Origin of the sequence: Namhaeicola litoreus (genome assembly GCF_042679565.1) — a bacterium.
In the GTDB taxonomy this organism is placed as follows: domain Bacteria; phylum Bacteroidota; class Bacteroidia; order Flavobacteriales; family Flavobacteriaceae; genus Namhaeicola; species Namhaeicola litoreus.
In genome coordinates this window covers 275,514-301,238 of sequence record NZ_JBHTMY010000001.1, presented here as the reverse complement: position 1 = coordinate 301,238, position 25,725 = coordinate 275,514, and the positions used below count along the sequence as shown (strand labels likewise).

The following is a 25,725-nucleotide window of genomic DNA, read 5'->3' as shown; positions in this document are numbered from 1 at the left end:
TTATTTTCGAGAAACATTAAATTTCTCTTTTATTCGATTTTAAGGCCAGTCTATATTCTGCCATAAGTACTTTCATATCATCAACCATTTTTTGATGGATGAGCGCAACAGTTTCTGCGTTATACCCATAAAGCAAGCCATTCACTTCATCCTCATCATCATTTCGCCCTCTTAAATTGCCGTTCTTATCGATAATAAAAGCATATGGAGAATAATTGACTTCGTTCATTAGATAAGGAGTGTGCAGACTTTGAAAAATTTCTTTGATTTCCTTTTTTTCTTTAAAAACAAAATACCATTTCTCTATATCAGAGGTAGCGCCTAATTCTTTTCTGAGTTGTGCTACTTTTTCTTCAGTACCAACCGGCATAAGTACCAGTATTTGAAAATCAGGATAGCCATAAAAATTTTTATAAATCTTTTCGTTGAGGTTGAGCGCATTGGTCTTGTAATTCAAAACATCTTCACCTAAAAATGCAAGAACAGTAACATGACCCACAAAACTGTGATCCTCAGCATCTTCAAATTGCTTCAAAGAATTTATATTTTCTGTCAATACAGGTAATTTTGTATAGGAGTGCGTTCCCGTTAGCAGAGAAAGGTAAAATAACAAAGGGCCAAAAAACAAAATGGACAAGATGATTTTACTTTTTTTATTGACTTTTTTTTGGCTCATAATAGATTGGGAATCTAGTTTGCAAAAATAAAAAAAGCGTCTCGATAAATCAAAACGCTTTACTTTTATATGTTTATTGTTTTACTGCCATTTCGTAATTGAATGCAAGATATCTTGCAAGGCCCCTCCTTCATAAAGTAAAAAGAAAGAAAGATACATGATCAAGAAAACAACAGGCCAAACTATTGAGCGTCTAAACCATGTTTTCTCATCGTTTAGGTGCATAAAGTACCAGGCAATTCCGTAGGCTTTTACCAAAGTCAAAATAATGAAGATCCAGTTTAACGGACTGGTACCCAAGAAATGGGTTAAGTATAGAGATTTTGGTTTTGCAATTCCTAAAATAACCTCAACAATAGTAATTAGGGATAAAAACGCGAACACCTTCCAAATGAGCGCAGTATGTGAATGTGAATCAGAGTGTGACATTTTATTATTCAAAAATTAAATTAAATAGAAGAATGTAAATACAAATACCCAAACAAGGTCTACAAAGTGCCAATAAAGTCCAACTTTTTCAACCATTTCATAATGACCTCTTTGTTGGTAGGTACCTAGAATTACATTAAAAAATATTATGATATTAATGAGAATTCCAGAGAAAACGTGAAAACCGTGAAAACCTGTGATAAAGAAGAAGAAATCTGCAAAAAGTGTTTTTCCGTATTCATTTACCCTGAGGTTTGCACCTTTAACCACTTCTTTGGCATTGGCCAAGTAAGCATTTGCCTGTTCTTTAGAAACGATTATTTTTTTCTTGGTAGCTGGATCAATTTTTTCGATGCGCAAATTGATATTGGGATTAGCTGCAAAACCTTTTTTTACTTGCTCCATAGAAACGGGTGCCAAAGCAGGTTCACTAACAAACCATAAACCGTTACTTCGGGTATGTTGTACGCGTTCTGTAGGAACATTGGCAGCAAAACTTTCGAGCGTAACCTGATGTCCGGTTTCATCGACAAACTGAACTACTTTTCCATCATTCAAAATAACAGCACCATAAGTTCCTGAAATGAAATTTTTCCATTCCCAAGCCTGAGAACCCAAGAAGATCAATCCTCCAATAATGGTCAGAAACATATACAAAGTTACTTTCGCTTTATTCATATGTTTTCCTGCATCTACGGCCAATACCATGGTTACAGAAGAGAAGATCAAGACAAAGGTCATGAAAGCTACATAATACATGGGGTAATGGCCATGTATAAAAGGAACGTGAGTAAATACCTCATCTGCAATGGGCCAGGTTTCTAAGAATTTGAATCTCATCAAACCATAAGCCCCAATGAAACCCGAAAAAGTAAGTGCATCCGACATGATAAAAAACCACATCATCATTTTACCATAGCTAGCGCCAAAGGGCTCTGCACCACCTCCGTTCCAGGTCTTTCCTTTTGGTATATCAGCAACTGTTGCCTCCATATAAGTTAATTAGTTTTAGTATTTGTTAAATGTTGTCCATTTTAGTAAACAGCAAAAATAAAAAAATAAATCAATTTGCTCTTTCTTTTTTCTTGATTCCGATTTTCTTGACGGATTAATTGATATAGATAAAAAACATGACCAGATAAATCCATAATAAATCTACAAAATGCCAAAAAATTAAACCGAGTTCTAGGCCAAGCTTATTGTCTGGGGTATATTTTCCTCGTAAATGATTGATTAAGACTACAACTAGTGCAATAATGCCACCAAAAATATGGACCATATGGGCCATGGTAATCACATATAGAAAGGAGGTAGCAACATTACTTTCTTCTCCTGTAAAATACAATCCAGCATCTATGAGTTGACTAAACCCTTTAAATTGAAAAAGAACAAATCCAATTCCAAGGATCAAAGTGATCACTAAAAATAGTGTTGTTCGCGTTCTATTTTCAAGTGATCTTTTGGCGAGAAAATAACTCAGACTGCTCAAAACAATCAAGATGGTGCTAATGTAAAAAGCTTGCGGTAGTTCGAAATTTACCCAATCTTCTCTTTTCGTACTAATCACATAGGCACTGGTTAATCCTGCAAACATCATGGTCATGCTGATCATGGAAACCCACAGCATTTGTTTGAATGCCTTTTCTTTTACTTTTGGTTCTAATCCCATTAATGCAAAAATTTATCGATGACAAAAATAACCTGTATCGCTGTAATATAAAGCACGCTGGATAACATAAGTTTTCTAGCTTCTGTATCTGTTTGATATTTGTGTAAACGCACACCGTAATACAGAATAACCAAGCCCAATACAAGAACAAGTAATGCAGAGAGCGGAAGTAAATAAAGATCACCTGTTATTCTGAATACCGGAAAAACGGATACAATGATCATGAAAATGGTATAAAAAATAATAAGTTTAGAAGCTTTTTTATTTTTCTCTCCGGTAGGCATCATATTAAATCCTGCTTTTTTGTATTCTTCAAATTGCAGCCAACCTATGGCCCAAAAGTGAGGAAATTGCCAAAAAAATTGAATTAAAAAAAGTACGCCGGCTTCGATACCAAATTTTCCGGTTGCTGCTACCCAACCCAACATAAAAGGAATAGCTCCGGGCAAAGCACCAACGAATACTGATATAGGCGAGAGAGGCTTAAGAGGTGTGTAAACGCTCGTATACAAAAATATAGAAATCGCTGCGAATAGTGCCGTTTTAGGGTTGATGGTATATAAAATAATAATTCCTAAAAGGGTGAGAATAATAGCAATAGTTAAAGCTACAGAAACCGACATACGACCTGTGGGTACAGGTCTGTTCATTGTTCTCTTCATTAATGCGTCAGGTTCTCTTTCAATAACCTGGTTGAAGGCGTTAGAGGCTCCAACCATACAGTAACCACCAATGGCCAATAAAATTAAAGTTCTGATCTGTACCTGATCTGCAGCCAAAAAGTAGCCTGCTAAAGAAGATACAACCACACTCACAGATAAACCAAATTTGGTTAACTGTTTCAGATCAGCCATGGTTTGAGATAAAAAGAAGGTTTTGGTTGTTGTGCTCAAGGTTTTATCCACTACCAGTTTTTTTATGGGTGCAAATATAGTTATTAATTAAAGTTTGACAGCAAAAATATTTTTCAAAAAAAATAAGAAATGACTTTGCGATTTCTGAAATTGTATTAAATTTGCGCTCCATTACTGGAAGTAGTAATGCAATTGCGAAAGTAGCTCAGGGGTAGAGCATCACCTTGCCAAGGTGAGGGTCGCGGGTTCAAATCCCGTCTTTCGCTCAAAACGTTCAAGATCATTTTTATTCAAAAGATTCTGAAAATTATAATGTAGCGACCAGTCGCGCCTGCCTGCCGCAGGCAGGGGTTCAAATCCCGTCTTTCGCTCTTTAGACTATCAATTTTTTGTACAATTGTGCAAAGGCTCGGATGGTGGAATTGGTAGACACGCTGGACTTAAAATCCAGTGGACAGAAATGTCCGTGCGGGTTCAAGTCCCGCTCCGAGTACGAGTGAAAACCTCAATAAGCTGTTAATAAGCGAGTTGAGGTTTTTTGTTTTTAAAAATGCACAATTATTGCACAATTCTAGTCTACTTTTCTAAATAACAACAACTAATTCAGTTCAACCGTTATAATCCATTCTTATCAATATATAAATGTGTCAAAACATTGATTTAATTATATAGTGGGAGTAAAATCAACCTGAGGACTCACCACTGTCCACAGAATTCCAGTAAATTTTCTTTTTGATTAGATCAAGTTCATGGTGAAGCCAATGCAATTCTTCTACTAATGACATTTTATGTTTCCATTTCCTGTTCTCATCTGGATTAACTAAAACAGGATAATAAACATTTTTCTTCTGTTTGTCTTGTTTAAAGACATAACCAGCTAGTCTGATGTCTCTTACAATCCATTTGGCGATAGCATAATGCCTGTTTTTAAATAAAGACAATTGATAATAATATTGGTCAAAGATGGTTTTAGCCATCATGTCATTTTGCGGTATAACAATCGTTTTAATTATACCATTTTCATCAAAAGTGATGGCACCATCACCTGTGTCCATAAGATGGACATTGTAGTCTGAAACTAACATAACAACAAAGTACAATGCTCTACAGCTTTAGTTAAATAAAAATGAAATTGGGTCCCCTTTTTGGATAAAGGAACTACCCCCGGGGTACCCAAAAAAGTGATTTGGGGCGGGGGGTATTTTGGGATGTGGGATGGGTGATTAAATTTTTTTAATGAAAATCAATTTTATTGTTAACCATTTTAAAAAACTAACATTAAGAAAACCACTGAATAGTAAATTGACTAAAGCTAAATTAAAGGGGTAGTTTTTCAATTGAAAAATACCCTTAGAGGGTATGGTACGAATGCTATCTAATAATTATCTTGAAATTAAATAGAAGTGCAGTACACACAAATAAATCGTATCCATATTATTAATCCTTAAACCTTTTAAACATGAAAAAAAATCGATTATTACTAATATTCTTTTTTATAATAACATGGATTTCCTTTGCTCAAAGAGAGAATATGACAATGACTGATGTAATTACATTGAATGCTACTAACTATAATTCTGAAAGTCAAACATTAACTGTACCCAATGGCAAAACCTGGGTAATTAATGGTTCTGGAAAATGGTATATTGCTGTAAAGGTCAAAGGAGGAAATACTTTTGAAGGCGCTGGTGCTACCTCCAGGATAGGAAACGATGATCCATTTTTTTTCACCGAAGGAATGGAGTTGTATTTTGGTGAGGGAGGTGATACAAATGCTGGTTTTACTTTAATTCAAATTTTAGTCTATGACATAGCATTTGACGGAACTTTGGCAATTGAAGAATCTACAATGCCTAAAGAAAATCTTATGGTCTACCCTAACCCAACAGATTCAAGGTTGACGATTAATTCAGATAAAATATTTAAAGTAGAGGTTTACGATCTTTATGGAAGAAAAATGTTTGAAACAGATCGTTCTTCAATAGATTTCTCACAACTCAAAATGGGTATATATTTAGTGAATCTTTATGATAATAATGATAGAATAGTTTCAACATATAAGGTTATAAAAAATTGAATAGACCATTTTATAAAACTAACCCGATTTTTTATTCATTAGTTTTTTTATGTTAACCTTTTTCTATTTCTGACATTAAGTATGTCCCCTTTATAATAAATTGCCTTGACCATCTCGAAAGAGGTGGTTTTTTATTTCTCATCCTGAGTTAATTTATAAAACCTTTCAAGTAATTGCCTTGGGGGTATATTGCCGGTTAGATCTGTTAGCTTTCGTTCAACTTTAAAGATTTCCCTACTAAAATTAAACTTGTCGTATTTATCTCTCAGAGCGTTCATTCCTGCTAACTTCCCTTCAAGATGAATAATATTCATCATTGTAGTAACGCATTTTGGAGAAAGGGAAAGGGCATTACCTTCGTTTATGATTCCTTTGAAATAGTTCGAATACATCATTGTGCAAAGTTCTTGCAAATTTGATGTTAACCTTGCTTATGGTTTTAGCATTAATCAAAAACTTTAGTTTAAACGTCACACCTATGGATCAAAATACTAAAGGAATAACTCAAAAAATAATAGAGTTAATTAAGAAAAAACATCCACAAATATCTTCAATAACTTATTTTTTAGAATAAGTTTGTTCATAGGCTATTGGCAAATAAAAATCTAAAAAATCTTTAACTAGCCGATTATCCTTGTCGAGGTATCTAAAGAATTCTCCACTCTCGATATATTCTTTTAAATTCTCATTACTTTTTTCACTTAAAGCATAGTGAAACATTAAAATGAGCTCATTTGAATTGAACTGAGCCCTTAAATAGTTGAAGTAAAACTTACTATCTGGTAGTTGATGTTTATGGATAAATTTGAGAATGTTGTATGTATTGTTGAAATATTTTTCGAGTTCGTTTTTATATTTATCATAAAACTTTATAAAACCTTCTTGTATATCGATTTGTCTTGGATTACCCTTGTTCATAAGAACATCTTGTAAATTATCACTATTAATAATATGCTTTTCCAATTCATCATAATAAAACATAAAACAATCTTTTGAATTATTTGAATTTAAACTTGAATCGTTTCTTTTCATTGTGCCGACGATATTAATAAGTAAATTCAGCATATTAAAGTATGTAGTTTCAAATTTCTGTTGCTTCAATAGATTCTTCGTACTTTCAAATTCAACTTTCTGTAAATTGTAAGAATTGATTTGTTCTTTCAATGCAACATAAAACAAAATAAAGCCTGCAGCAGCCCATAAGGAACCGATTAAACCACCAACAAAATCGCCGAACTGACCAATTTTATCAGACTTTATTTGCTCATCAAAATTGAGAAATGATTCTCCCCAAAAGAAAATAATTAAGCCAGGTATTAATAAACCTAAACCAACCCAAAATAGAATCTTAGCGGTCTTTATAGAGAAAACGTCCATTTTATTTTGTCCTATGTTTTTTAAAAATAATTATTCCTACCCAACCTTATCTCTGTACAAATACCCCTGAAAATCAATAAATATATATGTTCCATTTGTTAAATTATGATAAATTAAAAAAATCTTCTTCCCCTATCAAAAACTCCACAGCTTTTATAAGTTCATCAAAAATGGGAGTTTCATCCAATTCAATGCCTCCATCCGGAAAGGCATTGGAACCCACTATTTTTTTTATTAAGAAGTCTGACTTAACTTTTAATTCCCATTGTGTACCATCAAAAATAGCATCATCGATATATTCACTATCCCAAGTATCTATGTGTAATGCTTTAATTTTCTCCCAAAATAGTTTTAATGTTTCGGGAGTTACTATAGATTTTACTTTATCAAACCTATCTTTTCTTGAGAGTTTATTGTCTCGAAGAGTAATTTCAGAATGACTACAGAAATAGGAGGAAAGAATAAATTCAAAATCCATTGAAAAAAATTTAAGTTTTTTGATTACTTTATATGAAACTATCAAATTCTACTATATTAACTCCGCAACATTTTTCATAGTTACTGTGTTTCATTTCTTATACTTTATCTGCCCTTTTTGAACTAATTTATCATATTCTGGATAAAAAGAATTAAACCAAAACCTAAATTCCTGATTGCGCTCAGGTATTCTTTTCTGCACATATTCTATGAATAAGGCCAATAAAATCTTATTAGTTGCAATAAAAACTGTATGACAATCCTCAAAATCCCTTATCTGAATCATCTGTGCCTTATCGATTCCTACCAATGCCAATCCTTTAAATAAATCCGAAATGTGTACGTTTTGGGAAAAACTTCTATAAAAAAATTCATAGTAATATACCCTTCTGAGATGAGTGGATAACTGCTCTATGTTCTTAGGTCCGTCATACAAGGAATACCAATTTGGATTTCTACCATTACCAATTTTCTTTGTTCTTAGATATTCTTCGTAAACATCTTTAAATTCTGGTTTCTTTAAAATTGAAGACTTTGATTCGATAGCTTTAATGAAATCATCTCTATCTAATAAATTTGTTATATCAAAATCACTTTGGTCTTTTTCTAGCTTTGAAAATAATCCTTTTGAGGATGGATCAGATGAGATAAACTTTTTGTAGTATTTTAGATCGTTCACTGCTTTATAAATCATGAAACATTGAGCCCTCTCTTTTTCATCTTTCTCAAGCATATATAATAATTGAAAAAAATTCTCTAAAAGAGATCTGATCAAAATTTTACTAGGATCAATTGATGAGCTCTTAATTAGAATTGAAATTGAATCTCCAATTTCAATTATGTTACGTAAAAATAAAGTTGGAATATGATTGTCTTTCCCATCCCTTTTCTTCTTATAATCCCAAAGAATAATATGAGTCCCAAAATTAACAACCTCATCTATAGAAGAAGAATATGCATCCAGTGCTAATTGCAAAATTTGATCTGTTTTTCTGGGTAGTAGTTCTTCAATTGGATGGGTTCCCATTTTTTAGTTCAATTAGTTTTAGTCATAATATTTTATTCAAATTCTAATTTTGGTAAATCGTTAACAATATCTACTGTTTGAACACTTATGTTAACGGACTCAAAATCAGGTCAAGCCTTGTTTTTATACTTCTTATTTGATTTTTTTTCTTTCAATATTGCATTTATGAATCCATAGTACGATACATCATATGGTTTTTGAGAAATAAAATAACTTTTTATGATATCAGATTCGAGATAATAATTCATCCCAGCCTTCCATGCAACCCAAACAGATTCATCTATTCTACCTTTCATATACCATAAATATTCCTCACTGCATAAATTTAAATAATCTTGTATAACGGCATCAGGATTCCTATCATTCATAGGTTTACCAAATTCTCGGATACTGTTCAAATCTTCATTCAATTCATCAAACTTAGTATTCATCTGATGAAATAAATCTATAAATATTTTGTCATGATCAAGCCAGCTTTTATTCAAACTGAAATATAAAGTTGTAAAAATTGCAATGAGACCAATAAACAATTCCAATTTTATTATTTCAGGATATCTTAATGCTAAATACACCAAAACAATAATTAAAATAACAAACAAGACTGTTAGAAATAATATCTGTATTTTTCTGTTTTTCATTGCTTTATCACTTTGAAAGTTAAAATGGCATCAACTATTTTTATATGATTCCTCAATAAGATGTTTTGAATTTTCCAATTCTTCCATAGATTGTATCGTAAGCTCTACATCCCCTGTACCATAATGACCTATATTGGAAACATCTCTTAAATTTTTTGGTGGGTTCTCAATAGAATTATAATTGAGTTTTAAATAGATCAACAAATCTTTCTTTTTCGTTCTCAGTTCAACACAGGCAAAATTCTTGATCCTCGAAAAGGCATGATAATACATGAGCTCCTTTTTTTGAACATCGTCTCCCAGAGAGAATAGGTAGTCTTCAAGTTCCTGGTAGAGGTTGAGTAAATCATCTGATGCCGCATTTATGGCATCTTCCATGTTTCTGTATTTTTGCTGTGAGCCATTTGAAGACTTCGAAATCTCTTGCTTTTGGGTGGCGCCTGCTAGTTCAAAGATAATATTGTCATCCTCAAATGCTCTATACCTAATAAGTTCAATATTTCTATTGATTTGCCCTATTGCATAGTCATCATAACGGGTAAAATCCCTTGCAATACATAATAGTCTTGGACTACTCCAGTCTACTTCGGTTTTCTTACCGAGTTTGTCCATACAGAGCAATTCAAAATTAGCCTGGTGGTCCATAAGCCAGTCCAAATAGAACAATCCTTGATTGATGACATTTTCTTTACTGTCAAGTTTATATTCAATGATAACCGGGCAGTTATTTTCATCGATACCTAGACTGTCAATTCTCCCTTTATGCTTGTTCCCGGTAGAATATTCTGTGGCAAGAAAGCGAATACCAAAAAAGGTCTCTAAATTTTTTTCGCAAAGTGCTTGAATTTCTCTTTCAAATTTAAAATCAACGGGAGTTTTTGCCTTTGCAATACCCCCTTTTAAAGTATACAATTTTATATCTGCCATGATTAATTTATTTTACTCTTCTATATCGTAGCAATTCTGTTATTAGCTTTTAATTTCAACTATTTCCTTGGTAGCTTGGTCTATTTGCACTTGTCAACTCTTATAGAATAATTTACCTGGATATGAATTTTTGGCAATGTGTGTGGCTTTAGGTGTTGGCATTCTTTTCTGTTGCGTATTCAATTTTTAATATTTCAAATATTCTTTCAATTTCTCCATAATTCGGTTCTTTGCCAATTCTGTGATGTCATACTCCATACAAAATTCTAAGTCTTTTTGTGATAAATAATGCTCATGCACTAATTCTTCATGTATTTGCTCCTGAATGTCAATGTATCTTCTGTCGTCTTCGTTTTGACTTTCTATTAAAAAGCGTTTGAAGCAATCTTGAATGGCCGATTTGCTGTGTTGTTGGATTTCTTCTGCAAACCTTAAAATCTCTGTGATTTTGTTGTCCACTGTTTCCTGAGCCTTAAAAAATATGTTTCCGTTGCTGTGGGCTACTTCATTTCTCAAGTCAACTATTTTCTTGTATTGTCCGATTTTCTCATTGCCTAAACCAAAGAATTTGAAAAGGGTAAAAATCCGTCTTTCTTGTTCTTGGCTGAATGTAAAAGGCGATGTGGCGTTATTGAAGCAATCATTAAAACCAAGCGTGATTTTGTCGTAATCTGCCGAGTGAATTTTCTTAATTTGCCATACATTAAAATACACAAAACTCATAAAGAGCATGTGATACGCTATAAATGAAAATTGATATTTTTCATTGTTGTAATTGCTCTCAAAAGAATCCCAAAGAAATTCAATGTATTCTTGCTCGTTCCTGTTTTTGAAACGAATGGGCAGATAGTTCAATATTTCAAAATGCTCTGCCATTACCCGTAGATTTCTGAATAGTTGTTTACGACTTTAATGGTTACACCAAGGTTTTGCATCAGATTTTGCGTTGGTGGTGCTGGCGTTCCTTTTGAAACGTAATACACTTCCATTGGATCATGATAAATGTTCAAATAGCGTCTTCTTTCAATAAGTAACCATCTCAGAAACACTTCATCAATACCATAACCCAATCCGAAAATGACAATCGGTAAATTGAACCAAATGTGAAGCCAAGTTTGATGACCTTGCCAAAACTCTTGACGCTTGCCTTGAAACAATCGGTCATCTCCGTTGTGAATGAGTTTTCTTGCTCGTTCAGCACTTCCCATATAATCAGTCAATCCCAAGCGAATACTGTCCTTGTAACGTACATCTCCATGAATTTTCCAAATGCCAAATCCATCCGTTGGTAAGACCAATTGCTCTCGACCGTAGTAAGTTTTCCATGGATAAAAACGTGTGAAGCCCTTTGAGTCAATATGGTGTAATTCGGCATTGATTGAGTTTTCAAATGCTTCATCAAAATTGGTGGTCAATACTGGTGAATTGTTTGATTCAGCAAACTCCATTAACCGTCTATGAATACTGATATCATAGCTTGGAAGAAGTTCAAGTTTGGTTTTCACCCTTTCCTTAACATCATGACCATTTTCGGAATGGAGTTCTACCAAATCATACACCTCAGTATTTGAAAGGCCGTCTATTTCAAAGTTGATAGGACGGTCTGCCGCTGACTTCAACAAATCTTTCCATGAAGGCATTATGTTGGCAGCAAGATTAGGGCCATTGCCAATCAAGTAAGCGACCCGGTGGTGTTGGTTTGATATTTCTCTTAATGCACCCATCACTCACCCCAAACTTTAGCAATTCTTTCCGTTATCTTCTGCTCAAAAATTTCAATTAGCTTCTTGTTAGAATTGACCAATTCTTGCTCAATTTGTATTTGCTGTACAATTCCATTTTGAATATCAATTGGTGGATTAGGTACAGGTAATTTCTTCAAATCAGTAACAGATAAATTGGGTTGCATTAAAGACCTTGATTGCTCTTCAACGTATTTGTAAACAGAGTCCGAACACAAATAGTGATACAGAAATTGAATATTAGAATCTTTCATTGGTTTTAAGCCTGCAACTCGCTGATTTACTAATGTGTTGTCCCACGACTCAGGTACAACAGCAACCTTTAGCCCACTTGAGATTATTGTACGTGTTAAGGATATTACTAAGTCACCTGTGTTTACTGCGTACCTTGAATACTCTTCTATGAAATGTTCAGGTAATCGGCTAGAATCGTCATCCACAAATTCACGAACCCCAACATTTGTAATTTTTATGCATCTAATTGGGTTATCATCACTGAAATCTGAACTATTAAAACCATAACCACTTATTACTTGTGCAATGGTTTCTAACTCCACCATCTCCCAATCTGGGTCTATGTCTATTTTGGGTTTGTAGTTGGCTACTACGGCTTTGGCGCCATTTATTATTTTTTGATAGCCTTCTATTTCGGCTACTATTTCTTCCTGAATGGATAAGGGGGGAAGGGGGATTTGGAGAGTTTTGAAATTCGAAGTTGAGAGTTCCTTGAATGTTCCACCTGTGGCCATTGCATTCATTCTATCAATGAGCCTTGTCATCATTAAAGCAACGAAATAAGTGTTTGCTTTACTGAAATCTTCTATTATGATGTTTTTAAAACCTTGATTCGTAGAACACTCAGCTGCATTAATGGCAATTCTGCCTATTGTTGCTCTTGTTGAGACAATTACTGAGTTTATTGGAAGCATTTTAGCCGAAGAATTCTTTAACCCTTCTTCAGTAATCTTTCGTTCTGTCGAATAAATAACGGAAATAAATTCAGATTGAGGCAAGTCAATTAAGGTTGCCCAATTAATATCTCCATTCCAATATTCATCAACTGATGAACTTGGCGTTCCACCTGATAAAATTTTAAATATCTCTTCATTTGAGAGATCTACCATTTCAAAATTTGAATCGGCAACAAGTTTTGATTTATATCTCTCCCCACTCAAATTATAATCCCCATTCGCAGCTATCTCAGTTTTCAAAACCGCATGAGCAATCAACGAATCAGAGATTTCACCTGATGCCACAAATTCATGGGTTAGGGCAATGGCTTCTTTTAATTGACCGCCTTTTACGGCTGCTCGTTGTGCACCCAAGTTGTAACCATCATTGTCAATTTTAACAAACAGAATTTCGTTACGTTGTTTGGCAATGGCCTTGTCCATCAACAAAATGGAAGTCTTTACGCCACTGTAGGGGTTAAACACACCTGCGGGTAAACTCACTACGGCATACAGATAATCTTCAACCAACATCTTGCGTAATGCTTTGTATGCCGTTCCGCTTTGGAAAATCACACCTTCGGGCACAATAATGCCTGCTTTGCCCTTGGGGTTAAGGTGTTCGGCTATGTAGTCCACAAACAGCACTTCCGAGCGGTTGCTGCTAATGGTAAATTTCTTGTGTGGTCGTATGCCACCTTTCGGACTCATAAATGGCGGATTGGCCAACACCACATCAAAGTTTTCATTCCAACGGTCTTCGCTGCTCAACGTATCGTACTCATTAATATGTGGGTCAGAAAAACCATGCAGATACAAATTCACCAAACTCAGTCGCACCATGTCGGGTGAAATGTCATAGCCTGCAAAATTCTGAATCAGTTTTTTTCGGTCGTCAGGTGTGAGTTGGTCACCTAAATTATTGAAAGGTTTTCCTGTCTTGCCCTCAGGCAGGTTTGAGAGTTTGTTATACTCGAAAATGTTCAAACCTTCTTTGTTGGCTTTGGTATGTTTGAGCAAGATATGCTTGTAAGCAGAAATCAAAAAACCTGCTGTTCCACACGCAGGGTCAAGAATGGTTTCGCCTTTGTCAGGGTCAATAATCGCCACCAAAAAATCAATGATGTGTCTGGGTGTTCTAAACTGTCCTGCATCGCCTTGCGAACCCATCACCGAAAGCAGGTATTCAAAAGCATCACCCAGTTTTTCGCTGTGGGTGTATTCAAATTCGCCAATGGTTTTCAGAAACAGTTTCAATGTTTCAGGGTCGCGATAAGGCAAATAGGCATTATTGAAAATATCACGAAACAGTTGTGGAATGTTCGGGTTCTTCTCCATACTTTCAATGGCATCCGAATACAAGCGAAGCATTTCGGCAGCCGTTACTTTGGTGTCAAACAGCTTGTCCCAAGCGTATTTTTCATAATCACCAGAAAAGAACTTTGCCGAACCACCCAATTCAATGGCCTCTTTATCCATGTCGTCCATGAACTTGTAAATCAAACCAATGGTAATTTGCTCTATTTGTGCTTTGGGGTCGGGCAGTTTGCCCACTAAAATATCCCGGCAATCGTCTATTCTTTTCTTTGTAGATGTATCTAACATGTTTTTATCCATTTAAGGGTGGTACTTCACCAAATTTCTGCTTGTAATGCTCGAGTAATTGATTTTCCCGGTCCCTATGTTCGTTTGGTTCTGTATACTCAAATTCAAAAAACAGATCTTTCTTTTGAATATGACTTTTCAAGATGTCTAGTCTAAATATTTTCTTTCCACCAACATGAGATTCCTGCGATTTTCCGAAAGCGGCATTTCTAAACTCATTCAATCTTTTGCGAATATTAATAGACTCACCAATGTAAATTAGGCCCGTTTTATCTGACCCCATGAAACGCTTGATTGGTTGTCTTTTTCCGTTCTTAATCCAGTAAATCCTATAGACTCCTGGGCGACATTCAAGTTCTTTCGTGTCTGCTAGATTTAATTGCATCATGCTGCGAATCGTTCAAGTTTCACATAATCATTAATGTATTCAGGGATCACCTGCCGATATTTGACTGCCACTTCTTTGAATTGTGAAATGGTAAGCATTGGGTGTGTTTGCAAGGCATGGAAATCTTTGGAAGAAATGATTTTTCGAATGTCTTGGTCAACAATGTAGGCTTTAAAAAAGTATTTGAGTGCCCTTAAATTTACATCTTCCTCTGGCGGATAAATGGAAATAAACTTGTCGAACTCTTCTTCCAGCAATTCATCTTTTGATTTGAATTTCGGGATGATACCAAATATCTTTTCTACCACTTCACGAATAGAAACCTTGCGGTCAATCTTGGCTGCTTTTCTAAGTTTTTCAAGGTTGAAATATTCTTCTGGTTTGTCAAAAATCTCTTGCTGAATATGACTGATCACATGCTCCCAATTTCCTAGTTCTACATGTTTCTTAATCATGTCGTCCATTTTGATGCGGTCTTCAAACTTTTTGAACAACATGCGGTCAATCTTCATCCCTTCATAACCGATTTGCTGTTCACTTAAAGACAATAAGGGATCGGGCTGAAATGTGGTGTATTTGTCAAGGTCAACACCACCGCCACCACCTTCACCTCCTCCTTTTTTCGGTTTGGGGAGTTTTAGCTTTTCGTCATAATCAAACTTTTCCTCAAAATATTCGCAGTTGGCAAAGAAGTCGAAGAGTTTAAAAACTTCTTTTTCATGGCGTTTCATTTCTTCTTCGTTCAATTCGTTTTTGAACTTAAATTCAAAGGTGTTCTTTCGTGTACCTCTGCCTTTTATTTGTACGAAATCCGCTGGGCTAAAAATTGGTCTCATCATGCAAATGTTCAGCAAATCAGGACAATCGTAGCCGGTAGTCATCATACCAACGGTTACACAAACTCTTGTTTTACAAGATTTATAACCTTCCAGCCAAGTTGTTTTTCCACTTAGATTGTTGTTTGTAAAGTTGATGGTCATTTGTTGAGCATCACCTACCTGAGAAGTTACCTGAACTGCAAAATCAGAATTGTATTTTCCTGGATAAAGTTGTTCGGCAAATTCATTGAGTATCTCAGTTAACTTCCGAGCATGATTCTGACTTACCGCAAAAATGATGGTTTTTCCAATTTCTTTTGTAATGGGATCCCGCAGCGCGTTTTCCAAAAAGGTTTGGCAAAAAACACCGTTGGTTTTTTCAGAGAAAAACTTCTTTTCAAAATCACGAGAAACAAAAGTTTCGGTTTCTTCTCCTTCTTCTGTTGGAACAACAACCGCATAACCTTCATCAGAAAGTAGTTGTGTTGTAATTTCTGTTCGAGCATCCAACACCTTTGGATTAATTAGAAAACCATCTTTTACACCATCTAGAAGCGAATAACGATAAGTTGGGTCTCCACCGTCACAACCAAAAGTTGAGTAGGTGTCTCGCAACATTCTTCGTTCAATTTCTCTTGGGTCGTTTTCTTTTACTTTTTCAGGGTCAACGCCTTTCAGATAATCTCTTGGTGTGGCTGTTAATCCTAATTTATACCCATGGAAGTATTCAAAAACCGCTCTGGCGTTTCCGGAAATAGAACGATGACTTTCGTCCGAAATAATCAGGTCAAAATCCGTTGGAGAAAAATCGTAACGATATTTGTCATTAAACATAAGCGATTGAATGGTGGTAACCACAATATCTGCTTTGTGCCAATCGCTTCTGTGTTCTTTGTAAATGAAAGTGCTGTAATCGGGTTTAAGATATTGGGTAAATGCTTTCCAAGCCTGGTCTTCCAATTCCAAACGGTCAACCAAAAATAAAACTCGTCTGGCGTTTTGTGTTCTCAGGAACAAACGAATGACAGCCGCAGAAGTCAGGGTTTTTCCTGTTCCTGTTGCCATCTCAAACAAAAAGCGGTCTTTGCCATTGGCTACTGCTTTCTGCAAATGTTCTATGGCACTTAATTGATAGTGACGTAAAAATCTAAGTCCGTTTGTCCATATAAAATCTTTGCTGGCTTCAATGCTGCCTTTCCATTCAGGTCGTTCCGCATAGTCGGGCATTTGAATAGAAGCGATATAGTCAATCGCCACTTTTTCACTAGCCAAAGCATTTCGGTCAGGATTCCAATCTTTAATGGCACCGATTTCATAAGGAGAAGGAAACTTGTAGATCGGTTTAGGATTTCCTTTGGTAACATCCCAAAAATAGTGAACGATACCATTCGATAAAATCACGTATTGAGCATCAACTGTCTTGGCGTATTTTCTGGCTTGTTCTTTGGCAGCAAGAGGGTGTAGGTCTTCTTTTTTAGCTTCTAAAACACAAATCGGTTTATTATTGCTGTCAACCAAAAGAAAGTCAAGCGAACCGTTTTTTGTTTTTTCATAATCATTTCCCCAAGCATCAATTTCCTTTTGGGTAATTTTTACGTGGTTTTCAAGCAGAATATTTGCTTTCCCATTTGTATCATCAAAAAACCTCCAACCTGCTTCTCTAAGCAGTTCATTAATCTTGATTCGCGCATGGGCTTCGTTTTTCATACAATAATTTTCATTTCAAGTGACGATATTAAAAAGTCAATTAAAAAGAAGCTAATATAACATATGTTCTAGAAAATAGACTGACTTATATCATTCATATGTAATTACTCGTTGAGGTTGCTAAATTTTGCCCTCATCAGCAAAACTATAATAGTTCTCATCTGTTAATATCAAATGATCCAAAAGGTTAACATGGATTTATTATAATGGAGTTTTAATTTAGATTGAGAAAGAGTTAGCTAATTCTAATTTGCCGCCATAGAATACCATTAGGGGTAGTTGCCCAATTAAACAAATTCCTTTCGATATAATTACGAGTAATAGTAATTCCATTTTTCACCACTAAATATAAATTAGTAAATTTAAGGTTAGATAACCTCTTCATTATGGGCTGGCAAGATAAATTAAGACAGTATCAGTTAATTCTTAACCGCACAGAATTTAAGCCATATTCCAGTAAAATAGAACTCATAAGTTATTTAGAACAGAATGGTTTTTGTATAAGAAGTAGATCATTTGACAGAGTTGTTCAGGATTTGCGAAAAGCATTTGGTATTTCAATAAAATACAATAAAAGTCAGAAAGGATATTTTATAGACAAAGATGAAACTTTGGGGTCCGATATAGAAGGGTTTGTAAGAATGTTGCAAACGATAAACCTGGCGGAACTCTTTCAAAGTTCCGTGAAAGAAGGTAACGACTTTTTTAAGCAGGTCTCCTTTGATAAAATGTATGATCTTAAAGGAATGGGCAACCTAAAAGATTTAATCCTGGCGATTAAAAATAGCCAGGTAGTTTCCTTCGATCACTATAGTTTTCAAAAAAAAACAATATCTAGATTTCAGGTGTACCCTTACGGACTGCATGAGTATAATAACAGATGGTATTTAAGGGCCATTCCAAAGGGAGATTCAAATTTCTTGACCTTCGGAATAGACAGAATTATGAATCTTGAAATACAAAAGGAAACATTCACGAAAGATCCAAACAAAGATCCGAATGCTATTTTTAAGGATATCATTGGAATTCGCGCTTCAGAAAGCAAAGAAAAAGAGCACATAATTCTTTCTTTTTCTCCTTGGCGTGGAAACTATCTAGAATCGCTTAAAATTCATCCTTCTCAAACTATTATTGAAAACAATGATAAAGAGTACCGAATTTCTATTTATGTAATTCCAAATCTGGAATTGGAAGACCTAATATATGCATATGCTGATTCGGTTAAGGTAATTGAGCCGGAATGGTTAGTAATTAAGATTAAAGAAGGTCTAATTAAAACGTTGCAACAATATAAATAAAAAGAAGTACGTCAATATTTGGCGTACTGATAATATATTTTTGAGTTCAAACTATAATCTTCATACCTATGAGCCCTTATATCTTAGAAAATCTGCAACATATTCAGAACATTGAACAAGTTGGTTTCAATATTATTGATCAGTTAAACATTGGTATTAATATTGTTGAAGGGAGGGATGGTCAGCCCGCTTTTCTGACGAATTTAAGAGATCGATTAATTCTAGAAAATCACATAATATTAAATCGAGAAGAAATAATTGAGTTGGTTAATGATGTTAATGGACTTTATTCCTCTAAAGAAATTTGTGTTTTGATCTTGTGCTGGGGAATTTATTTTACTGTTGTATATCCTCAGGGAATTTTAGGTTTAAGTCTATTTTTAAATAGTGAAGATGATTTATTCTTTGATAATTTAAGAAATCAAATTCATATCGTCGATTATCAAGAACCAAATGAAATAGTCCAATTATTCAATTCTTTTCAATATCAACAACCAAATTATATACCTGGTGTGGGGTATGCTTTTTTTACTAAATTTTTCTTCTTTTTTTCTGACGGTAATAACTTACCTATTCTTGATAAATGGTTGACCAAAGCATTTATGTATTTAGTACATACAGATGAGGATGTCAATGAGAACCAAAGAATTAATTTAACACATGCAATTTCGAACCAAGATTCACCCTTTGGAACATTTACACTAAGAAGAGACAAGCCTAATTTTTATCACAGTTATTTTAGTTATATGCATAGTCAGTTGAATGAAATTAATAATCAGATAGATCACCCGATCTTATTAAGTGATCTTGAAACCTTTTTGTTTGGTTGGCCTTTAAATGGAAATGGTGGTTATGAAAATCCGCGGAATGTTTATAACCAATTCTTTTAAAATAATTTCATTCAAAATTGGGATTAGTTATTTTGAATTATACCATGACACAATTAGAAACCTTACAGCAAGAGTTACAAAAGCTCATAAGAATTGGGCGAGGACTCAGTTCAAATAGAAAAGAAATTTTTCATATCACTCCGGAAAGATTACAATACTTTTTTGACACCTATTTTAATCTACCCCTTGATGACTGGGATTATTATGTTAGTTACGATCCATCAGATCATGATGAATTGTTGCTCCTTATGCGTTTTCATCTTCACTTGTATGTCCATGATAATGTGGATGAGAATAAAATTTATATTCCACCATATTTTCCTAGGGTTTTTCAAATTGAAAAAGAAGTAAATAAAACGAATCATCCGCATGTCCCTGAAACATTTGAGGTTGAGACAAAATTATTTTATGTTAATGACCATTATGGTACCAATAATTGGCTCCTTGGAATTCCTTTATCAAAAAATTTTGAACCTTTAGAAGGTACGAACCTAATTCCAACCACTCAGATCAATTACGATTATATATTTCCCACCTTTGGTTATGGAGATTATTTCCCGACCCTTTCAGCAGGTCAGAAGTCGGACAAAAATTTTATGCTCTCAACTTTGCAGGATCATATTTTGGGTTGGAACGATGAAAACCTTAATTTATTCACTCAGGCATTACGCGAATATTTTAGTCGAGATAGATCCTTTTATGAAGAAGCCGTAAAAATAAAAACCTATGGATACTGGGTTTTACAATCAGCTGATGAGTCAATAGGTATAGATGAGGAAATGGTTTTGGAAGCTATCAAGAATCGCCAGATATATAGTCTGGATAGACTTGTCAATTACGGTGTGTCTAGAGAACTCGTAGAAAGCCCTGAATTTGTCAAAAAAGCGCTTGAATTGAATTCTGATCTGGTCATGTGGTTATCCGAAGAATGGAGAAATAATAAGGAGATCATGCTCGAGGTTATTAATAGAATCCCATTCTACTATTGTTATGCAAGTGATGAACTAAAGAACGATGCTGAAATAAGAGCAGCAGCTTTTTCTGATAAAAATAAATTTTTGGCAGCTCAGAGAGAGGAAGATGTGGATGAAATTGGAGTTGATTTTTTAAGTTGGCCTGAAGATTGGCAAACAGATAGGGAATTATTACTTGCTTGTAGCCTTGAATTTTGGAATTGGGAAGATGATGCCAGTCAACTTTATCGAAAAATAATTGGAGAGAATTTTAGTAAAGATGCTGATTTTTTTAGAGAGGCTCTCCAAAAATATGGGGAGGATGGATCGATATTCAATTTTTCGGATGAATCTTTACGTCGGGATCAAGATCTATTATTTCTTTGTTTAAAAGCTGGTTACGAATTGTATCCGCATATGCAATGTACTCTTGAAAGTATAGCTCCTCCCGAATTTTTGAATGAGTATGACTTTATGAGAAAAATTATCAGCCATTTTCCAAACTGTCTCTCATGTGCGGGCGAAAACATAAAAGATGATACTGAGATAGTAAGATCCGCTATCGTAAAAGAAGGAAATCTCCTTGAATATGCGAGTAATAGACTTCGGGCTAATGAAGAAATGGTTCTTTTAGCGATTAAACAAAATCCTGAATCCAAAATGTTTGCCGATCCCCAATTAGTTGAACGACTTGGGCTGTAATTAGAGATTTCTATTAAGTAATCCGACCTAAAAAACAGTATTTTTTATTACTACGCCATTTTTTGGCGGACCTAAGACCTAAATTTGACACAATAAACCTAAACTTTATGTGTATGAATAAACTGGTCTCTTTGCACACTGTTGAGTTAAGATTGGAACCTCAATATTTAGAGGTGGAATCCATTTTATCATTTGCAAAAGATGAAGCGAAATACATATATGTTTCTCCTATTGAGAAATTCAAAAAATTTGAAAGTTTCTTTCAGTTCTTAAAAGTTAATGAGAATAAAGATTTTGAACCTCATCTTGAATTAAAGATGAAAATGCATGAACATAGTATAAAATGTTTTGAGAGGCATGTGGAGAAAAATAATTTAAAAAGAAGTTTTTTACTCAAAAAGTTAAAAAAAGAAATTACAAATGTTAGACAGTATCTATCTTATGAAAGAAGATTGTTATTGATTCGATTTTATAGGAATAATAGGAATGAACATAACATGATGTTATGGTTGGAACATCCTTTTATTGATTTTACTATCAAAAAAATAGGAGATACACCCTTGGTTGCTTATTTGGCTGAAAAACTTACTAAAAAAGAGTGTGATTTAATAAAAATAGAAATTTGTAAATAACCCTAAAATTGATATCATGTTAAAACTTTCCCGTTCTAAAATTGATCTTTACATTGAATGTCCACGATGTTTTTACTTAAATATCAAGTATGGTGTAAAAAGGCCTCCCGGTTACCCTTTTAACTTGAATAGTGCTGTGGATCATTTGCTGAAGAAGGAGTTTGATTTCCACCGACAAGAAGGATCAAAACACCCTATTCAAGATCGTTTTGGTCTTGACGCCATTCCTGCAAATCATCCCATGATTGACAAATGGCGAAATTCTCTGGGTCATGGGGTGATATTTAAAGACGAAAACCGTGATTTCCATATTTATGGAGGCATTGATGATCTTTGGATAAACTCTAAAGGAGAATATCATGTGGTTGATTACAAAGCAACCGCCAAGAATGAACCTGTAATGGAACTTTCCGACTGGATGACAGGATATAAAAGGCAAATGGAGATCTACCAATGGCTTTTGAGGAAAAATGGTTTGAACGTATCGGATACTTCTTACTTTCTCTATTGTACCGGAAACCGAAATGAGGAGCAATTTAATGAGAGCATAAATTTTCATTGTGAGATCATTCCCTATATTGGAAATGATCAATGGATAGAAGGTACACTTGATGAAATTGAACAATGCCTATCTAATAATAAAATACCTGATGAGACACCTGATTGCGAATATTGTAAATATGCGTTATCGTATAATGAAGTCTTGCGGTAAAATTTTCAAATCCCGTAAAAATATTGATGGTCAATTCTAATTTGTTATAGTTTGCCCTCATCAGCAAAACTATAATGGCTCTCTTCTGTTAATATCAAATGATCTATAAGGTTAACATCCATAATTTTAGCGGACTCCTTTACCTTGGTTGTAATTGTCAGATCGGGTGTGCTTGGTTGAAGGCTACCTGAAGGATGGTTGTGGATCAAGATAAGCCCCGTAGCCTGGGTTAATAAAGCATCCCTTAGTATGAGCCTTACATCGACCAAAGTGCCTGTAATACCGCCAATACTGTTGATACTATAACCAATTGTTCTGTTTGAGTTGTTGAGGTATAGGACAACCATGGCTTCCCTGATATTGATATCCACAGGATAGATTCGTCTCACAAAATCAGCTACATCTTTAGAACAACTTATCTTAATGTTGTTGAGGTCATTTACTGTTTTGTAAACAGCGGTTACTTCACGGAGTTTTGATACAAATGTTTGCATAATAAATAGAATTAAAAAAGGGGTAACAGCTTTTACACTGCTACCCCTTGGGTTAATAAATAAATTGAATTAATGGACCTCCACTAGAAGATAGGGTGGAGGTTATTTTTTATAAATTGATGTTAACTTTTTGACAACTTGGTCATAAAAAATACCGTGAGAGGGTATTTGAAAAGATGATATTTGTCATGTTATATGCATTTCTCTTGGGATATCTTTAATATATAACAAATTAAACCCCTCATACATGAAAAAGTATTTCTACTTACTGACCCTTTCGATTTTCTTAGTTGGCTCTTGTGAAAAAGAAGACGATCCAATCATTGACCTTTCCGCTGAAAAACAGCTGCCAAAAATTGAGGTTTGTCATTATGATTCTGACACCGATACTTGGAAAACAATTAATATAAATGAAAATGCCTTAAAAGCGCACTTGAAACATGGAGACTATGAAGGTCAATGCTCTGATTTAGTAAATGTTTGTCACTATGACAAAGAAACCGGAACTCGTGAAACAATTAGTGTCCATGAGAATGAGCTTGCTGGACATTTAGATCATGGGGACTACGAAGGAGAATGTAAAGAGGGCTATACTTATGTTCCAGATGATCCATTTGAGAAAGAGTTGATTAGATTGGGATATGATGATGTTTTAGATAACTATGTTTTGACAAGTAATATAAATTCAGTAACCCAGCTATTACTGGGTTTCTATTATTATGACGAAAACGGTAATTGGACTGGAATTTCCTCCAATATTGTAGAAGATCTAACTGGAATTGAAGATTTTAAATCTTTGAGTCATCTTCAGACGGCAACCGATAAACTTACCTATATTGATCTCTCCCAAAATATCAATCTAAAAATTTTGGGATTAGAGCATTATTATTCTGTCGATTTAAAGGAAATTGATCTAAGTAAGAATATAAATTTAGAAGTATTAAGCCTTTTAAATGTTCCCTTAAAGTCCATAGATCTTTCAAATAATGTAAAATTAGAAACGCTTGGTCTTTACCAAGTTCCAATAGAAAGTCTCGACCTGTCCAATAATGTTAATTTAATACAGATACAACTTGATAATACCCGCATTACAGAATTAGATTTGTCTAATCTTTTTCTATTGAAATTTGTTGGGGTATGGGATGATAGCTACAATTTATTGTCTTGTATAAAGGTTAGTTCGACGGTTTTAGGTACAGCAACTTTAACTTCGAGTGCAGCAAGTTTTAGTACATATTGCGGATATTAATCATTTACATCTGACAAAATTAATAGCTTGAACCACCTCGAAAGGGGTGGTTTTATGTTATATATTCAACGGATTTTGATAATGACAAAAAAAGAATGGGCAATCAATTGATATAAGATTTAAAAAGAGCATTTGACATAATCGAAAGGGAGAAAAATAAACTAAAGTTAAAACAATTAGAGGAAGAACTGCGAAAAATACCCTTAGAGGGTATATAAATAACTGATATTTATCATGTTAGAGGCAAAAAATAGAGCGTAAGTTTATATCACTTATCTTAAAACCCCTCACATATGAAAAAGTATTTTTATTTACTGACCCTTTCGATTTTCTTATTCGGCTCTTGTGAAAAAGAAGACGATCCAATCATTGACCTTTCCGCTGAAAAACAGCTACCAAAAATTGAGGTTTGCCACTATGATTCTGACACCGATACTTGGAAAACATTGAGTATTTCTGAAAATGCTCTAAACGCCCATTTAAAGCATGGTGATAAATTAGGTAGATGTGGGTATACGTATGTTCCTGACGATGCTTTTGAACAAGCACTTATTGATTTCGGGTATGATGACTTTTTAGATAATTATGTACTTACTTCTAATATTGCTGACATTAAATGCTTTCCAAAACACTTAAATAATCTTGGTATTGCTGATCTTACAGGAATTGAAGATTTTAAAAATCTACAGATACTGCGGGTTATTAATAATAACATTAAATCCATTGACCTCAGCAAAAATACAATGTTAAAAGAATTATATATTAATAACAATAGGCTTCAGAGTCTGAACCTTATTAAAAATAAAGCTTTAAGAATAGTATCATGCCCCAAAAATGAATTGATTGATTTAAATGTTACTTGGTTACCTGAACTAAAGGAAATACTCTTCTATGATAATAGCATAAAAATGGTTGACCTTCGAAAAAGTAATAAATTAAATATAATAGTAGGTTATAATAACAAATTAGAAACTATTTTATTGCCAGAAGAAGGGCTATCAGGAAATGCTAGTATTAATCTTTCATATAATTTATTTAGAACCTTTGAAGCTCATGGATTAAGTGCGTCCGGATTATCTATATCCAACAATCCACAGCTAGAAAGTGTCGACATTAGCGGTTGTACTATTGGAAATTTTAGTGTAAATAATTGCAATCTTTCATACTTAAATCTAAGAGATATAGCAGGTAGTTTTGACCCAGAAGTATGGAGATTTGCGTTTTTATATACAGCAAATAATCCAAATTTAACTTGTATATCAATAGATCAAAATTTTTTTACACAAATAAGATCATATAATATTGATCCATGGACAACATTCTCAGAAGACTGCGGATATTAATTATCTAAACCTTGGCAAAAATAAATTGCTCATACCACCTCGATATGGGGTGGTTTTTTTTGGGATAGTAACGATGTTATTTTTTGAGCTC

Annotated in this window: 27 protein-coding genes and 2 tRNA genes; 10 read left to right on the top strand and 19 right to left on the bottom strand. The window is 34.2% G+C overall.

Annotated features, from left to right (window positions below):
• Positions 1-16: 16 nt before the first annotated feature.
• The 5 genes from ACFQ39_RS01375 to cyoE all read right to left on the bottom strand — a co-directional run bounded on the left by ACFQ39_RS01375 (position 17) and on the right by cyoE (position 3,679).
• Positions 17-676, bottom strand: coding sequence for a hypothetical protein (locus ACFQ39_RS01375; protein WP_377175681.1), 660 nt, complete (start codon positions 674-676; stop codon positions 17-19).
• 81 nt (positions 677-757) lie between these two features.
• Positions 758-1,105, bottom strand: a complete 348-nt coding sequence (locus ACFQ39_RS01370; protein ID WP_377175679.1) for a cytochrome C oxidase subunit IV family protein — start codon at positions 1,103-1,105, stop codon at positions 758-760.
• A gap of 15 nt (positions 1,106-1,120) precedes the next feature.
• Positions 1,121-2,098 (bottom strand): cytochrome c oxidase subunit 3, encoded by a 978-nt coding sequence (locus ACFQ39_RS01365; protein ID WP_377175677.1) that lies wholly within the window; start codon positions 2,096-2,098, stop codon positions 1,121-1,123.
• A 115-nt stretch (positions 2,099-2,213) separates the two neighbouring features.
• On the bottom strand, positions 2,214-2,774 hold the full coding sequence (locus tag ACFQ39_RS01360) for a cytochrome c oxidase subunit 3 (RefSeq protein ID WP_377175675.1): 561 nt from the start codon (positions 2,772-2,774) through the stop codon (positions 2,214-2,216).
• The gene (cyoE, locus tag ACFQ39_RS01355; RefSeq protein WP_377175673.1) at positions 2,774-3,679 is read right to left on the bottom strand and encodes a heme o synthase; all 906 of its coding nucleotides are present in this window, start codon (positions 3,677-3,679) and stop codon (positions 2,774-2,776) included. Before cyoE ends, ACFQ39_RS01360 begins: the two co-directional genes overlap by 1 nt.
• Before the next feature lie 143 nt (positions 3,680-3,822).
• On the opposite strand from cyoE, the gene ACFQ39_RS01350 reads away from it, so the two are divergent.
• Both ACFQ39_RS01350 and ACFQ39_RS01345 read left to right on the top strand, forming a co-directional pair.
• Positions 3,823-3,894: transfer RNA gene (locus ACFQ39_RS01350), tRNA-Gly, on the top strand.
• A 141-nt stretch (positions 3,895-4,035) separates the two neighbouring features.
• A tRNA-Leu gene (locus ACFQ39_RS01345) sits at positions 4,036-4,121 on the top strand.
• Between the two features lie 190 nt (positions 4,122-4,311).
• Here the strand turns inward: ACFQ39_RS01345 and ACFQ39_RS01340 are convergent.
• A complete protein-coding gene (locus ACFQ39_RS01340; protein WP_377175671.1) occupies positions 4,312-4,683 on the bottom strand; it encodes a hypothetical protein in 372 nt (123 codons plus the stop codon).
• Positions 4,684-5,087: 404 nt separating this feature from the next.
• Between ACFQ39_RS01340 and ACFQ39_RS01335 the strand changes: the two genes are divergently transcribed.
• Positions 5,088-5,705 carry a T9SS type A sorting domain-containing protein gene (locus tag ACFQ39_RS01335; protein WP_377175669.1) on the top strand — a complete coding sequence of 206 codons (618 nt, stop codon included), beginning with the start codon at positions 5,088-5,090 and terminating at the stop codon, positions 5,703-5,705.
• 131 nt (positions 5,706-5,836) lie between these two features.
• On the opposite strand, the gene ACFQ39_RS01330 is transcribed toward ACFQ39_RS01335, so the two are convergent.
• The 12 genes from ACFQ39_RS01330 to ACFQ39_RS01275 all read right to left on the bottom strand — a co-directional run bounded on the left by ACFQ39_RS01330 (position 5,837) and on the right by ACFQ39_RS01275 (position 17,559).
• On the bottom strand, positions 5,837-6,100 hold the full coding sequence (locus ACFQ39_RS01330) for a hypothetical protein (protein WP_377175667.1): 264 nt from the start codon (positions 6,098-6,100) through the stop codon (positions 5,837-5,839).
• Between the two features lie 163 nt (positions 6,101-6,263).
• Positions 6,264-7,082 carry a putative phage abortive infection protein gene (locus ACFQ39_RS01325; RefSeq protein WP_377175665.1) on the bottom strand — a complete coding sequence of 273 codons (819 nt, stop codon included), beginning with the start codon at positions 7,080-7,082 and terminating at the stop codon, positions 6,264-6,266.
• Between the two features lie 103 nt (positions 7,083-7,185).
• Complete coding sequence (locus tag ACFQ39_RS01320; protein WP_377175663.1) at positions 7,186-7,560, bottom strand: hypothetical protein; 375 nt, start codon at positions 7,558-7,560, stop codon at positions 7,186-7,188.
• A gap of 90 nt (positions 7,561-7,650) precedes the next feature.
• Positions 7,651-8,586, bottom strand: coding sequence for a DUF5677 domain-containing protein (locus ACFQ39_RS01315; RefSeq protein WP_377175661.1), 936 nt, complete (start codon positions 8,584-8,586; stop codon positions 7,651-7,653).
• Between the two features lie 110 nt (positions 8,587-8,696).
• Positions 8,697-9,224 (bottom strand): hypothetical protein, encoded by a 528-nt coding sequence (locus tag ACFQ39_RS01310; RefSeq protein ID WP_377175659.1) that lies wholly within the window; start codon positions 9,222-9,224, stop codon positions 8,697-8,699.
• A gap of 30 nt (positions 9,225-9,254) precedes the next feature.
• Complete coding sequence (locus ACFQ39_RS01305) at positions 9,255-10,151, bottom strand: DUF5655 domain-containing protein (RefSeq protein WP_377175657.1); 897 nt, start codon at positions 10,149-10,151, stop codon at positions 9,255-9,257.
• Positions 10,152-10,337: 186 nt separating this feature from the next.
• Positions 10,338-11,027, bottom strand: a complete 690-nt coding sequence (locus ACFQ39_RS01300; protein WP_377175656.1) for a hypothetical protein — start codon at positions 11,025-11,027, stop codon at positions 10,338-10,340.
• Positions 11,027-11,875, bottom strand: a complete 849-nt coding sequence (locus tag ACFQ39_RS01295) for an SIR2 family protein (RefSeq protein ID WP_377175653.1) — start codon at positions 11,873-11,875, stop codon at positions 11,027-11,029. The genes ACFQ39_RS01300 and ACFQ39_RS01295 overlap by 1 nt, the downstream gene beginning before the upstream one ends.
• On the bottom strand, positions 11,875-14,448 hold the full coding sequence (locus tag ACFQ39_RS01290; RefSeq protein ID WP_377175651.1) for an N-6 DNA methylase: 2,574 nt from the start codon (positions 14,446-14,448) through the stop codon (positions 11,875-11,877). The genes ACFQ39_RS01295 and ACFQ39_RS01290 overlap by 1 nt, the downstream gene beginning before the upstream one ends.
• 4 nt (positions 14,449-14,452) lie before the next feature.
• On the bottom strand, positions 14,453-14,836 hold the full coding sequence (locus tag ACFQ39_RS01285; protein ID WP_377175649.1) for a GIY-YIG nuclease family protein: 384 nt from the start codon (positions 14,834-14,836) through the stop codon (positions 14,453-14,455).
• Positions 14,833-17,361: a DEAD/DEAH box helicase family protein gene (locus tag ACFQ39_RS01280; RefSeq protein WP_377175646.1), complete on the bottom strand. Its 2,529-nt coding sequence runs from the start codon at positions 17,359-17,361 to the stop codon at positions 14,833-14,835. Before ACFQ39_RS01280 ends, ACFQ39_RS01285 begins: the two co-directional genes overlap by 4 nt.
• A gap of 120 nt (positions 17,362-17,481) precedes the next feature.
• Positions 17,482-17,559, bottom strand: a complete 78-nt coding sequence (locus ACFQ39_RS01275; RefSeq protein ID WP_377175862.1) for a JAB domain-containing protein — start codon at positions 17,557-17,559, stop codon at positions 17,482-17,484.
• A gap of 188 nt (positions 17,560-17,747) precedes the next feature.
• Here ACFQ39_RS01275 and ACFQ39_RS01270 point away from each other — a divergent pair, with 188 nt between their 5' ends.
• The 5 genes from ACFQ39_RS01270 (at position 17,748) to ACFQ39_RS01250 (ending at position 22,548) form a co-directional block, all read left to right on the top strand.
• Entirely contained in the window at positions 17,748-18,659 is a 912-nt protein-coding gene (locus ACFQ39_RS01270) for a helix-turn-helix transcriptional regulator (protein WP_377175644.1), read from the top strand.
• A gap of 68 nt (positions 18,660-18,727) precedes the next feature.
• Positions 18,728-19,549 (top strand): 8-oxoguanine DNA glycosylase OGG fold protein, encoded by an 822-nt coding sequence (locus ACFQ39_RS01265; RefSeq protein ID WP_377175642.1) that lies wholly within the window; start codon positions 18,728-18,730, stop codon positions 19,547-19,549.
• A gap of 17 nt (positions 19,550-19,566) precedes the next feature.
• A complete protein-coding gene (locus ACFQ39_RS01260; RefSeq protein WP_377175640.1) occupies positions 19,567-21,204 on the top strand; it encodes a DUF4116 domain-containing protein in 1,638 nt (545 codons plus the stop codon).
• 173 nt (positions 21,205-21,377) lie between these two features.
• On the top strand, positions 21,378-21,836 hold the full coding sequence (locus ACFQ39_RS01255; RefSeq protein WP_377175638.1) for a hypothetical protein: 459 nt from the start codon (positions 21,378-21,380) through the stop codon (positions 21,834-21,836).
• Between the two features lie 16 nt (positions 21,837-21,852).
• Complete coding sequence (locus tag ACFQ39_RS01250) at positions 21,853-22,548, top strand: PD-(D/E)XK nuclease family protein (protein WP_377175636.1); 696 nt, start codon at positions 21,853-21,855, stop codon at positions 22,546-22,548.
• Positions 22,549-22,592: 44 nt separating this feature from the next.
• Here the strand turns inward: ACFQ39_RS01250 and ACFQ39_RS01245 are convergent, their stop codons facing one another.
• The gene (locus ACFQ39_RS01245) at positions 22,593-23,042 is read right to left on the bottom strand and encodes a JAB domain-containing protein (RefSeq protein ID WP_377175634.1); all 450 of its coding nucleotides are present in this window, start codon (positions 23,040-23,042) and stop codon (positions 22,593-22,595) included.
• A 247-nt stretch (positions 23,043-23,289) separates the two neighbouring features.
• Here ACFQ39_RS01245 and ACFQ39_RS01240 point away from each other — a divergent pair, with 247 nt between their 5' ends.
• Both ACFQ39_RS01240 and ACFQ39_RS01235 read left to right on the top strand, forming a co-directional pair.
• Positions 23,290-24,291 (top strand): hypothetical protein, encoded by a 1,002-nt coding sequence (locus ACFQ39_RS01240; RefSeq protein ID WP_377175632.1) that lies wholly within the window; start codon positions 23,290-23,292, stop codon positions 24,289-24,291.
• A gap of 293 nt (positions 24,292-24,584) precedes the next feature.
• On the top strand, positions 24,585-25,634 hold the full coding sequence (locus tag ACFQ39_RS01235; protein WP_377175630.1) for a hypothetical protein: 1,050 nt from the start codon (positions 24,585-24,587) through the stop codon (positions 25,632-25,634).
• Positions 25,635-25,725 lie beyond the last annotated feature (91 nt).